Source organism: Thalassospira sp. MCCC 1A02898, assembly GCF_001618185.1.
In the GTDB taxonomy this organism is placed as follows: domain Bacteria; phylum Pseudomonadota; class Alphaproteobacteria; order Rhodospirillales; family Thalassospiraceae; genus Thalassospira; species Thalassospira tepidiphila.
In genome coordinates this window covers 349,271-361,931 of sequence record NZ_LPXK01000010.1, presented here as the reverse complement: position 1 = coordinate 361,931, position 12,661 = coordinate 349,271, and the positions used below count along the sequence as shown (strand labels likewise).

The following is a 12,661-nucleotide window of genomic DNA, read 5'->3' as shown; positions in this document are numbered from 1 at the left end:
ACATCACCCGGCAAACAAACCATGCACCGACCAGATATCCTGCCCGGCATGGCCACTGCGAAACAGCCAGATCAAGCGGCCTTTCTGATCACAAATGCGGAAATAATCGCGTGTCATGTGCGACAGGGCGTAATGATCCCGGTCCAGATGGCTCCACCATTCCGGGCAGATGCGCTCTGGCCCGTCGGCCTGCAAGACATCAATCATCATCTTGCGCCAGCGCAGTTTTGTCGGCGCGCCGTTGGCACTGCGTTCCATGACATCAACCGGTTCAGGCGGATCAATCAGACGCACCGGGCGTTTGGGCAAAGGCGCATCGGTCAGGCGGCCCGGTTTGGCCGCCCCGGTGGGCGGCTGCCGGATGGCAGCCCGTTCGGGCAGGTGGCTGGCGTGATGGGCCGGGCGATACAAAATGTCCTTTGGCCCCAAATGATGGGCTATGCGATCAAGCAGTTGGGCAAGTGCGATATGATCGCTGCTGTCTTCCTGTTTGCGATCAAGCCGGACCTGACGAAAGGCGACATGTTCGACCCAGGGGGCATAGACAATCACCTGTTCGATGCCAAACCCGGTATCAACCCCGGGCATCTTTTCCGCAAGCAGACGCAGGATATGGCTTTCGGACTGGCAGGGCGTGCCCGTCGTGGTGGTGATGGTATGGGCATGGCCATCGACCCGAATGGACCGGACGATCAGACGCCGCAGACCAAGGTTTTCATCGCGTAGCTTGGCGCAAAGCTCGGCGACCATGCTTTCAATTGCATGCGCCAGCGTGTCTGCACTCCCCAATGGTTCGCCAAAGCTTTGTTTGATCAGCCACGGCGCATCGGGCAGCTCAAAATTCAGATGTTCGGGCAGACGGCCATAAAACTGATCAAGGCGATGCAACACATCTGGCCCAAGGCGGGTGGTGATATTGGCACGCGGCAGCGGCGTAATATCGCCCAGTTGTTTCAGGCCAAGCCGCGACAGAACCGCGTTGATGTCATCAGACAGCCGCAGGCACGATACCGGAAACTCGGCCGCAATCCCGTGATCCCGCGGCAGCGACAAAATGCGCTCATCTGACGTGCCCTGATGGCCTCCTGTATGGCAACGCGCCGCGGCCCATGCCGCCCCGGCGGTATCGGCAATGGCGGTGCGGGCAGCAATGCCTTGGGCCTTCATGTCGTGCAGGATTTGTTTGATCATGGCACTTTCGCCGCCAAACAAATGACTGCCACCAGTGATTTCAAGCCATAGACCGGCATCGCCATTAAGCCCATGCGCATGCAAGTCCCGATCCGGCGCAATCCATGGGCTATAGCGGTCCATGAAGCGCACCAGACGGGCAAATTTGCCATCGCAGAGTTCAGAATCTTCGGGGCTGTCCTGAAGATCGGGCAGGATGCTGCGCGCATCAGAAAGGCGCATGCCGCCATGAAGTCCGGCCTTTTGTGCCGCTGCATTCAGGCCGCAAACGAGCACGCCCTTGTGGTCACTGAGGGTGATCACGTGCGGGGTGGCTTGTGTGTTTGAGGCCTGTGGGGCAGTTTTCGGATTGTCAGCATCGCGGGGCTGATCAGGCGTGGGCGTGCCTGTCTTGTGTTGAGGCTTCTGACAGTCGGTTTTCCAGTGGGTCAGCCACAGATAAAGAAAACGTTGTTGCATCGGTTTTGACTTTCCAGCTTCCCGGTCGGACCCCGCGTCCCCCGATCAGGCTGAGATGATGGTCGTTTCCTGTTGGTCGTTCTGTTGGTTCCAAGGCGTTTACAGGTGTTATTTGCCAGCGCGTCCACGCGCTTGAGGTCGGAATGCGCCCGTTTCTGGCAAGCGGGCGCAAAACAATGATGCGTGTGCCGCCACTTTCACAGGCCAGTTGCAGGCGCCTTGCCGTGGTCAGGTCATAGTCGGTGGTTTCAATGATCACGGCCCGGACTTGGCCTGATTTTGCCACTTCCTCACAGGTCCAAAGAGCGGTGGCCTGTTGATCGACCGTCATCATCAATGGTTCGGGTTCAAGAACCGTCATCGGCAAGGACAGGGCATAAAACCCGCCCTGATCAAGGGCGCGACGCTGCCGGATCCAGAAGATGCCCTTGTCGGATGGCGGGGCAGATGGGGCATCAGAGGGGGCATCCACAGACAATGTCGCCAGATACCACGCCAGAAGCGATGCGGCGCAATCATCATGGCTGCACAACACTTCATGCAACCCAATCGGGGCAAGACCGCCGATGCTGATATGATCGCGCAGGAACGTGCCGCCAAAGGCACGCGCAATTACCCCGTCTGCCCGATCTGGCCCACCGGACAGACAGGAAACCTGAACCTTCCATTGCTGCTCGGCCCGCGCCAAAGCCGCGCGTGCCTGATGAATGCGTCTGTCTGACATTTTATTGTTCCTGTTTTGTTCTGCTTTATGTGGTCAAAGCGGAACAGGAGTCAAGGCGTATCCAATCGGGTTTTTCAGGATCGGGGATATGTGGTTGAAGCAAAAGAAAACCCGACATTCGCAAATGCCGGGTTTTCCTGAATACATGTCTGAGTGCAGATCAGATTTCCGGGAACCAGGCCCCGAGAACACCGAATTCTTCAAGCTTGGAGACAATGGCTTCTGCGGCTTCTTCGGCGGTCTGATCGGATGTATTGACCGTGATCTCGGCGTTTTCCGGGCGCTCATAGGGGCTGTCGATCCCGGTGAAGTTCGCGATCTCACCGGCACGGGCCTTTTTATAAAGGCCCTTCACATCGCGCTGTTCGCAGACTTCAAGCGGGGTGTCGATAAACACCTCGATAAACTCGTCTTTTTCAACAAGGCTGCGCGCCAGTTGGCGTTCGCTTTTGAACGGCGAGATAAAGGACACCAGCGTGATCACACCGGCATCGACAAACAGCTTGGCGGTTTCACCAACACGGCGGATGTTTTCCACGCGATCGGCATCGGTAAAGCCAAGATCCTTGTTCAGGCCATGACGGACATTGTCGCCATCAAGGGTGTAGGTATGTTTGCCAAGGGCATGGAGCTTTTTCTCAACCAGGTTGGCGACGGTGGATTTGCCCGCACCCGACAGGCCGGTGAACCACAGAATGACCGATTTCTGGCCTTTCTGATAGGCACGCGCGCCCTTGTTGATATCCATTTCCTGCCATTTGATGTTGGTTGCACGACGCAGGGAATGGTTGACCATGCCCGCCCCAACGGTGGCGTTGGTAAAGCGGTCAATAATGATGAAGCGGCCCGAATGACGGTTCTGATCATAGGGATCAAAGGCCAACGCCTTGTCGGCCGAGATATTGGCAATCCCGACTTCATTGAGCTCAAGCGTCTTGCCAGCCACATGTTCAAGCGTGTTCACATTGACCTTGTATTTAAGGTCGCTGATCTGCGCATTGGCAACCTGTGCGCCCATCTTGATCAGATAGGGACGGCCGGGCAGAAGGTGATCTTCGTGCATCCAGATGATGCGGGCTTCGAACTGATCGGCAAAGTCGGGTTTGGCATCCGCATGTGCCAAAATGTCACCACGCGAAATGTCGATTTCATCTTCAAGGGTCAGGGTGATCGCCTGACCGGCAATGGCTTCTTCAAGGTTACCATCAAAGGTGACGATGTCCTTGACCTTGCTGGTCTGACCCGATGCGGTAACGACAACCTCGTCACCCGGTTTGACGCGGCCTGATGAAATGGTGCCGGAAAATCCCCGGAAATCAAGGTTCGGGCGGTTGACCCACTGCACTGGCAAACGGAACGGCTTTTCAATCGCATCCTGTTCGACCTGCACATCTTCAAGATGGGCCAGAAGCGTCGGGCCGGAATACCAGGGCGTATTGGCGCTCGGCTCGATCATGTTATCGCCACGCAGGGCCGAAAGCGGGATCGCGGTGATCGAGCTATAGTTCAGCTGTTCGGCGAATTTCAGATACTCGGCAACGATCTGATCAAACTTCGACTGGTCATAGTCGATCAGGTCCATCTTGTTGACGGCCAGCACAACATGCTTGATGCCCAGAAGCGATGTGATGAAGCTGTGACGGCGGGTCTGGGTCAGAATGCCCTTACGCGCGTCAATCAGGATGACGGCAACATCGGCGGTCGAGGCACCGGTTGCCATGTTACGGGTATATTGTTCGTGGCCGGGGGTATCGGCGACGATGAATTTGCGCTTGTCGGTCGAGAAGAAGCGATAGGCCACATCAATGGTGATGCCCTGTTCGCGTTCGGCCTGCAGGCCATCGAGCAGTAAGGCGAAATCAATTTCGCCACCTTGCGTCCCGACCTTGCGGCTATCTGATTCAAGGGCGGCCAGCTGATCTTCAAAGATCAGTTTGGAATCCCAAAGCAGACGCCCGATCAGGGTCGATTTGCCGTCATCCACGCTGCCGCAGGTGATGAAACGCAGAAGGCTTTTTTCTTCCTGAGCCTTGAGGTAGCCGAGAATATCATCGGCGATCAAATCAGACTTGTGTGACATCAGAAATAGCCTTCCTGCTTCTTCTTCTCCATCGACCCGGCCTGGTCGTGGTCAATCATTCGGCCCTGACGTTCGCTTGAACGGGTCAGAAGCATTTCCTGGATAATGTCGGGCAGGGTGGCTGCCTCGGACTCAACTGCCCCGGTGAGCGGGTAGCAGCCAAGGGTCCTGAAACGCACCGATTTCATTTCGGGTGTTTCGCCCGGATTGAGCGGCATGCGGTCGTCATCGACCATGATCAGCATGCCGTCGCGTTCGACCACCGGGCGTTTGGCGGAATAATACAGCGGCACAATCGGGATCTGCTCAAGATAGATATATTGCCAGATATCAAGCTCGGTCCAGTTGGAGATCGGGAAAGCACGGATGCTTTCGCCCTTGTTGATCCGGGCGTTATAGATATCCCACAATTCCGGGCGCTGGTTTTTCGGATCCCAGCGGTGGGTTTCTGTGCGGAACGAAAATACGCGTTCCTTGGCACGTGCCTTTTCCTCGTCACGTCGCGCACCGCCAAAGGCTGCATCGAACTTGTATTTGTTCAGCGCCTGTTTAAGCGATTCCGTCTTCATGACATCGGTATGCAGGCTGGAGCCATGGGTGAACGGGCCAATGCCGCGCTCCACACCGTCCTGATTGATGTGAACAATCAGATCAAAGCCGTATTCAGCCGCCATCCGGTCGCGAAATTCGATCATTTCGCGGAATTTCCAGGTGGTATCGACATGCATCAATGGAAAGGGCGGCGGCGCCGGATAAAACGCCTTGCGCGCCAGATGCAGCAGAACTGATGAATCCTTGCCGATGGAATAAAGCATCACCGGCCGCTCGAACGATGCCGCCACCTCGCGGATAATGTGGATACTCTCTGCCTCAAGCTGGCGGAGATGGGTCAGATTAGGCTGCATTCTCTTTCCTGCCGATCAATCATAACTGTGGCAATCAACACATAATTTAGTGGTTATAAAAGTATTTCACTTAGCTTTGATGGGTAATATGGAACGCCCCGCAACGCAAGTGTGATTTCTATTTTTACACAAAATTTTGTAGTCGAATGACTATCAACACCTTTAATAGTGTTTAATATATCTGCTGCATTTGTAAAAGCCAACCGATCTATCAGCTACACGTTTTCAGGCTGCTCAGAGGGAGGGGAACTACCTCTGGTGGATAGGTGTGACGAGGGTCACAGGAAAGTCCAGGCGCAGAAAAGTAGTGTGACAGTGAGGGAATTTAACTTTGACGGGGCTAGGCAGATATGAAATTCGACATCACGATCTGGGGCGAGGCAAGGGATGTAATCCGCAAAAATCTTTTCATTTTTGCTGCTGTCGTTGCGACATTATGGCTACTGGATATCGCTATTTATGCAGTGAAACCTGAAGCAGATTCCCCCCAGTTGCCTACTTATATCGTTGGTGCTTATCTGGCCATCGCCTGTCATATGACCATTTTGCGTAACGTGAGCGGATTTACCGCCGTAGGGGCGCTTCAGAAATGGGCGTTCTTCAAGTTTTGCATGCGTGGATTGGCTATTGTTGCCGTCACGCTGATCCCCGCACTGTTTGTGATGGTTCCGCTTTTTGGGGTGCCCGAAATAAAGGCGGCCAGTGAAGAAGCTAGATATGTTCTGGTATTTTCTGTTGTGCTGGCATTTTACGGGCTTGGAATGCTGGTCGTACTTAGTCTGGTAGGAACTTGGCTGCCTGCTGCAATCGTTGCTGATGGATCGTCGTTAAAGCGTGCTTTTGCGCGTGGCCGTAAAACCATTGGTTACGTCGCGCCACGTTTGATTGCCGGGCCTGGCGCGAATATCTTGTTGTTCTTGGCGACGATCTTCCTGTTGCCAGCGCAGTTTTCCGTTGCGATACGCACCTACACCATTCAGGTCGGTGAACTCAATTTCGTTCCATTCGATATTGCTGTGAACGGTTTTGGGTACTTGGTCTGGGCAACTGGCATCGTATTGGTTGCCGTGGTTCTTTCACGTGCCTATCAACTTGGTGAGGCCCGATTGCTAAAAACGGATAAACAAAGCGAAGAGGTCGCATTAGCAGACCCTGTGTGAAACACCAAATTCAGATCGAGTTCTGAACGGCTGCGCGGCGGCTTAGTTTGTCTGCTGGGGCTGATTGGTTTTGCTCTATTTGACAGGCTAGGCTGGGTTTTTGGCATTTCAGCCAAGAACGATCCAGATGCATTGACCAGATACCCCATTCATCGCCATATCAATTGCACGCAATTGCGGCGGCGATATGTGGGGGGTGATGAACGCACAAGCACAGCCATTCAAGACCTGGATTATTCAGGATGGTATGGCCCTGATGTGGCAGGGGCGGGGCATTGTTGCCATTTCGGTGCTGCTGACGGTTCTGATCAGCGGACTTGGCTCTGTCATGCCCGGCCCGGCATTGCTTGATGCTGAAGGGGCGACCAACCTGATGGGCACCATCTGGCAAGTCATCTGGTTTGCGATTTATGCCATTCCGCTGATCCCTGTTGCCTATGTCAGCCACATAGCTGTCCTGCGCGGCGAGGTCGGGTTTGCGGCCATGCGCGTGCAAGGTTTGGCCGGGTTGTTGCGTTTTGCGCGGGGCATGATGGCTGCTGCATTGGTGGTAGCGGTTTTGGGCACGCTCTATCAGCTTGTGTTTGTGTCCGACCTTCTGTTGATGAGTGCAGGTCGCGTTGATGCGTCGGCCGCTTTGCGTCTTGGTGTGGGGGCTGTGACGGCCCTTCTGGTCTTTGCCCTGTTTTTGCTGTTGGGCGCATGGGGTGCGATGATCGTTCAGGCGGGGCAGGCAAGGTTTGGCGATGTTCTGGCCGTTGGACGGCGATGCTTCTTCTATCTGCTTGTGCGACTCTTGGCGGTGGTTCTGTTCCTGCCCATTCTCTCAGCCTTGGTGTTGCCGGTCATGGGGCAGGTGGTGGCGATACTGGTTGCCATCGGCATCCCCGCCGATCCGGCATTTCTGATCGTCAGTGCGGCATTTTCCGCGTTGATCGGCTGTTTCGCGATTGTGCTGATTTCTGTGACCTTTTGCCGGGCCTGGCAGTTGGCAAAGTAGAGGGCACAGCGCAAAACCGCATGGGGCTGTAACAAGCTTGGCGATAGACAAAATTGTAATTTTATTTCAAATTTTAATGACTCGATAAAATAAACTTGATTTAGGTCAGTGTTGCTTGCCAAATAACGGCAATGTTGCTGACCTAAAGAGTGCTGCCATGTCTGTTCAATGGAATGAAATGATCGTCGCCGATGCCCGTGCCCTGCGGGCGTCCGAAATTCGTGACCTGCTGAAAGTGGCTGAACGGCCAGAGATTATTTCATTTGCCGGTGGCGTGCCCGATCCAAAGCTTTTCCCGCTTGCGACCTTTAATGATGTTTATGGTGATCTGACCGGCGATGAGCAGGCCGGGCGTCGCAGCCTGCAATATTCCATCAGTGAAGGCCTGCCCGGGTTGCGGCAATGGATTGCGGACGATTTGGCGGCGACGGGGGCTGTGCGCGATAATGATAACATCCTGATTACCTGTGGTGCGCAGCAGGGGCTCGATATGCTCGCCCGCCTGTTGCTGGAACCGGGGCGCGAGATCGTTCTGGAAAAGCCAAGCTATCTTGGCGCGATGCAGGCCTTTTCCATGCGTCGGCCAAGCTATGTCGGCATTGCCATGGATGATGAGGGGCCGGTGATTGCCGAACTTGATGCCGCCTTTGCCAAGGGCGCGCGAATTGCCTATCTGTCGCCGGATTTCCAGAACCCGACCGGGCGATCCTATTCGCTTGATCGCCGTTTGGCGGTTCTGGAGACTGCCCGCAAATATGGCGCGGTGATCCTTGAAGACGCGGCCTATTGCAAGCTTGCCTATGAAGGTGAGAGCCTGCCGCCGCTTTTGGCACTTGATGACGCCCATGGCGATCCGGATGCCGGAACGGTTATTCAGCTTGGTACTTTTTCCAAAACGCTGGCACCGGCCCTTCGTATTGGCTGGATCACGGCACCGCGGCCGGTGATCAAACAGCTTGTTCTGATGAAGCAGGCGGGGGATCTGCATGTTTCAACGATCAATCAGGAAATTGCACTGCGTGCCGCATCGAAACTTTTCCCAAGCCATCTGGAAACCCTGCAGGATGCCTATCGCGCCAAGCGTGATGTGATGCTGGGCGCGCTTGCGGACTTCATGCCCGAAGGTGTCAACTGGTCGCGCCCGCAAGGGGGCATGTTTGTCTGGTTAACATTGCCCGAAAACATCAACAGCCGCGAACTTCTGATCGATGCGATGGAGGATGCCAAGGTTGCCTTTGTCCCCGGTCAGGCATTCTTCTGTGACCAAAGCGGCATCAATACCGCGCGCCTGAGCTTTGCCACCGAAAGCAGAGAACGTATCCGTGACGGGATTGAACGTTTGGCCCTGCTGATCCGGCGCAAGGACAACCAGTAAGCAAAAAAGAACCCGGCAGCGGGTGGGGAGTGCTGCCGGGTAGAGACCTGCTGTCGGGGGTATGACGCAGGTCACGGGAGTTTGGTTCGGTTAGGTCAAGCGGATCATTACGCCTGCCCCATCAGGGCACGCAGCAAAAGTGATGCTGCGCCAAGCACGACAACTCCGCCGACATAAAGGCCGACAAACCACAGCCATCTGCGGGCTTTTGGGGATTTGACAGGTGATTTGATGCTGGCCATCAGTGATACCCCTCATCCCCGGTTTTGCCGCGAAATACCCAATAGGCATAGGCGGTATAGGCCAGAATGATCGGTAGCAAGATGGCGGCCCCCACCAGCATGAAAGCAAGGCTGTTTTCCGGCGCGGCTGCATCGCGGAAGGTGATCATCGGCGGGACGATATTGGGATAAAGCGTGATCCCGAAGCCAAGGTAACTCAGGAAGAAAATACCCAGCGTGATGCCAAACACCGTCTTTTCACGCTTCTTGACCGCATGCCATAACCAATAGAGCAAACCAACCGTCACAAGCGGGATCGGGGCAAGGTACAGCATGTTTGGCAGTTCAAACCAGCGCTGGGCATAGGCCGGGTTGACATAGGTCGTCATCAGCGACACCACGCCAAGATTGGCCGCCATCCAGATTACGGCTGGTTTGGCAAGTTTGCGCAGGTTGCCCTGAAAATCGCCTTCCATCTTCATGATCAGCCAGCCGGTGCCGAGCAGGGCATAGCCGACGACAACAGCCGTGGCACAGAACACCGAAAACGGGCTCAGCCAATCAAACGCACCGCCAACAAAACGTCCGTTTTCAACAGCAATGCCTTCGATAAAGCCGCCCAGCATGGCACCTTGCATCGCAGCTGCGATGATCGATCCGGCGGAAAAGGCAAAGTCCCAGTGTTTCTGGTGGTTCTTGCTTTTGAACCGGAACTCAAACGCCACACCACGGAAAACGAGCGCCAGCAACATGGTAAAGACCGGAATATAAAAAGCCGTCATCAGCAATGAATAGGCCTGCGGGAAGGCGGCATAAAGTCCACCGCCCCCCAGGATCAGCCAGGTTTCATTGCCATCCCACACCGGGGCGACGGTATTCATCATCCGGCCGCGATTTTTCGGCTCTTTGATGAAGGGGAACAGGATGCCGATGCCAAGGTCAAAGCCATCCAGCGTGACATAGGCAAAGACGGCAACAGCAATCAGCAGAACCCAGATCAGTTGATAATCCATGATCATTCTCCTGCCACAGGCGGATGTGCGGCTGTCGATTGGCGACCACCGGCCCGCAAGATTTCGGTTTCTTCAGGGATGTGGGCCGCACGCGGATCCTTGACCATGGCGCGCAGGATATAGGCCGTGCCGACCCCGAACACGATGGCATAAACCACGACAAAGGCGATCAGCGATCCGGCAATGGCGGTCGGGACGACGGGCGATCCGGCTTCTGATGTGCGCATCAGGCCATAAACCACCCAGGGCTGTCGCCCGACTTCGGTGGTAAACCAGCCGGCCAGAATGGCGACAAAACCGCTTGGTCCCATCAGAAGGGCAAAGCGATGCAGATAGCCACAGCTATAAAGCTTCTTGCGCAGACGTGCGATGACACTGGCAATGCCCAGAAGTGCCATCAAAACACCCAGCCCGACCATGATGCGGAAGGTCCAGAACACAATTGCCGCATTCGGGCGATCTTCGGGGGCGAAGTCCTTAAGCCCGGTGATCTTGCCATCCCATTCATGGGTCAGGATCATCGAACCCAGTTTTGGAATCTCGAGTGCGTATTTGGTTTCCTCTTGCTCCATGTCAGGCATGCCAAACAGGATCAGGGGCGCACCTTCGCGGGTTTCAAAATGCCCCTCCATCGCGGCCACTTTGGCGGGCTGATGTTCAAGGGTATTCAGCCCATGCAAATCACCGGCAAAAATCTGGATCGGGCCAAGGATGGCCGCCATCCACATCGCCATGGAAAACATGATCCTGGCCGCACGGTTTTCGCGATCACGCATCAGATGCCATGCACCAACCGCACCAACCACAAGGGCTGTCGTCAGGTAAGCTGCCAGCACCATATGCACCAGACGATACGGGAAGCTCGGATTGAAGATCGCATCGATCCAGCTTGAAACAACCGCCCGGCCATTTTCAATCACGTAGCCGTCCGGTGTCTGCATCCAGCTGTTGGCCGACAAAATCCAGAAGGCTGAGAAAAGCGTGCCAATCGCAACCATGGTGGTTGCGGTAAAGTGCAGCTTTGGCCCGACACGGTTCAAGCCAAACAGCATGATGCCAAGGAACCCGGCTTCCAGGAAGAAGGCGCTCAGCACCTCATAGGCCAGAAGCGGGCCGATCACACCGCCGGTGAATTCGGAAAACGGTCCCCAGTTCGTGCCGAACTGATAGGACATGACAATTCCGGAAACCACGCCCATGCCAAAGGCAAGCGCAAAGATTTTCATCCAGAATTTGTAAAGCGAAAGGTATGTCTCGTCCCTGGTGCGCAGCCAAAGGGCTTCGAGCACAAACAGGAAACTCGCCAGTCCGATGGTAAAGGACGGGAAGATAATGTGGAACGAGACGGTAAAGGCAAACTGTATGCGCGCCAATAGTTCTGCATCAAGCATTGGCAGGGTCCTCTAAGGTGGCGAAGCCTCTGGACAACTCCGCATCTTCCGCGATCGGAAGTGCCCTTTGACGGATGCATGTGTCGGTTTCGGGTGGCGCATGCACAGGTTGCCCTGTCAGACCGACCATTAGAACCGACCCCGAAATGCTGCATTGCGAATGCGCAATTTACACTTGGAATATTTTTAAATTCGATTGTTGCGATCTAGGTATTCAGGGGCGAAAGGCACAGTTTCTCAAGTGCCAAAGAACTTTGCGTTTGCTGGCGTTCCTTGTGGCGGAGCACCATGAATTTGCGCGGCGGGATCGGGAAGTTTGCGCGCGCAAGGCGGCCCTGGGCGATCAGCGAGCTGACCGCGAATTGTGAAACGGCGGTGGCGGCGATGCCGTTTTCAACTGCGGTAATGACGGCCTCGTTGCTGGGTAACACAAGTGCGGTGCGCAGGCGCGCGGGATCAACGCCGAGATCGCTCAGGGCGGCTTCGAATTCTGACCGTGTGCCGGATCCTGCTTCGCGCAGGATCCAGTTGGTCTGGGTGACAAGCGCCTGTGGGCTCAGCGCCCGGCCACTGGCCCAAGGGTGTTTGGGGGAGACGACAATCACCAGGGCGTCTTCGGCGACTTCGCGTTTGGCCAAGGCCGGTTCATCAATGTCACCTTCGATAAAGCCGATATCGGCAGCCCCGCCACGGACGGCGTCCGAAACGGTTTTGGTGTTGCCAATCGTCAGGCGGATTTCAATGCCGGGATACTGATCATGGAATTTCATCAGGAACGGCGGCAACCAGTAACTGGCAATCGTCTGACTGGCATAAACATTAAGCTCCCCGCGCTGCATGCCGCCCAGTTCCGCCAGCGTCAGTTCCGCCGCCCGTGCGCGGGCCAGCGTTGATTTGGCTTCATCCAAAAACAATCGCCCGGTCTGGGTCAGTTCGATCCGCCGTCCCACCCGGTTAAACAGCGCGACACCATAAAAGCCTTCAAGGTTCTTGATCGCGGAGCTGACGGCCGATGGCGTCAGGCCAATGGCCTCTGCCGCGCGGGTCAGATGTTCGCGTTCGGCAACCGCGACAAAGATCTGGAGCTGTTCGAGTGTCATCATGGTTATGTTCAATCGTTTAATTTAATCGAATGAAATATG

11 protein-coding genes are annotated in these 12,661 nt (G+C 55.4%); 3 read left to right on the top strand and 8 right to left on the bottom strand.

Translation table 11 applies throughout. From position 1 onward, the window contains the following. Nucleotides 1-3: 3 nt before the first annotated feature. From AUQ41_RS10805 to cysD, 4 genes are all read right to left on the bottom strand, one after another. Complete coding sequence (locus AUQ41_RS10805) at nucleotides 4-1,650, bottom strand: DNA polymerase Y family protein (protein WP_232308368.1); 1,647 nt, start codon at nucleotides 1,648-1,650, stop codon at nucleotides 4-6. Further along, entirely contained in the window at nucleotides 1,562-2,374 is an 813-nt protein-coding gene (locus tag AUQ41_RS10800; protein WP_063088426.1) for an ImuA family protein, read from the bottom strand. The genes AUQ41_RS10805 and AUQ41_RS10800 overlap by 89 nt, the downstream gene beginning before the upstream one ends. A gap of 160 nt (nucleotides 2,375-2,534) precedes the next feature. Next, nucleotides 2,535-4,454 (bottom strand): sulfate adenylyltransferase subunit CysN, encoded by a 1,920-nt coding sequence (gene cysN / locus AUQ41_RS10795; protein ID WP_063088425.1) that lies wholly within the window; start codon nucleotides 4,452-4,454, stop codon nucleotides 2,535-2,537. Then, complete coding sequence (gene cysD, locus AUQ41_RS10790) at nucleotides 4,454-5,359, bottom strand: sulfate adenylyltransferase subunit CysD (protein ID WP_063088424.1); 906 nt, start codon at nucleotides 5,357-5,359, stop codon at nucleotides 4,454-4,456. Before cysD ends, cysN begins: the two co-directional genes overlap by 1 nt. A 350-nt stretch (nucleotides 5,360-5,709) precedes the next feature. Between cysD and AUQ41_RS10785 the strand changes: the two genes are divergently transcribed. The 3 genes from AUQ41_RS10785 to AUQ41_RS10775 all read left to right on the top strand — a co-directional run bounded on the left by AUQ41_RS10785 (nucleotide 5,710) and on the right by AUQ41_RS10775 (nucleotide 8,894). Continuing rightward, entirely contained in the window at nucleotides 5,710-6,519 is an 810-nt protein-coding gene (locus AUQ41_RS10785) for a hypothetical protein (protein ID WP_063088423.1), read from the top strand. A gap of 199 nt (nucleotides 6,520-6,718) precedes the next feature. Further along, nucleotides 6,719-7,519, top strand: coding sequence for a hypothetical protein (locus tag AUQ41_RS10780; RefSeq protein ID WP_143588768.1), 801 nt, complete (start codon nucleotides 6,719-6,721; stop codon nucleotides 7,517-7,519). A gap of 157 nt (nucleotides 7,520-7,676) precedes the next feature. After that, nucleotides 7,677-8,894: a PLP-dependent aminotransferase family protein gene (locus tag AUQ41_RS10775; protein ID WP_063088421.1), complete on the top strand. Its 1,218-nt coding sequence runs from the start codon at nucleotides 7,677-7,679 to the stop codon at nucleotides 8,892-8,894. 107 nt (nucleotides 8,895-9,001) lie between these two features. Here the strand turns inward: AUQ41_RS10775 and AUQ41_RS20545 are convergent, their stop codons facing one another. The 4 genes from AUQ41_RS20545 to AUQ41_RS10760 all read right to left on the bottom strand — a co-directional run bounded on the left by AUQ41_RS20545 (nucleotide 9,002) and on the right by AUQ41_RS10760 (nucleotide 12,622). Then, nucleotides 9,002-9,136: a DUF2474 family protein gene (locus AUQ41_RS20545; RefSeq protein WP_083952901.1), complete on the bottom strand. Its 135-nt coding sequence runs from the start codon at nucleotides 9,134-9,136 to the stop codon at nucleotides 9,002-9,004. After that, nucleotides 9,136-10,134, bottom strand: a complete 999-nt coding sequence (cydB, locus tag AUQ41_RS10770) for a cytochrome d ubiquinol oxidase subunit II (protein ID WP_063088420.1) — start codon at nucleotides 10,132-10,134, stop codon at nucleotides 9,136-9,138. Before cydB ends, AUQ41_RS20545 begins: the two co-directional genes overlap by 1 nt. Then, nucleotides 10,131-11,519, bottom strand: a complete 1,389-nt coding sequence (locus tag AUQ41_RS10765) for a cytochrome ubiquinol oxidase subunit I (protein WP_063088419.1) — start codon at nucleotides 11,517-11,519, stop codon at nucleotides 10,131-10,133. The genes cydB and AUQ41_RS10765 overlap by 4 nt, the downstream gene beginning before the upstream one ends. Before the next feature lie 206 nt (nucleotides 11,520-11,725). After that, on the bottom strand, nucleotides 11,726-12,622 hold the full coding sequence (locus AUQ41_RS10760; protein ID WP_348638991.1) for a LysR substrate-binding domain-containing protein: 897 nt from the start codon (nucleotides 12,620-12,622) through the stop codon (nucleotides 11,726-11,728). Nucleotides 12,623-12,661 lie beyond the last annotated feature (39 nt).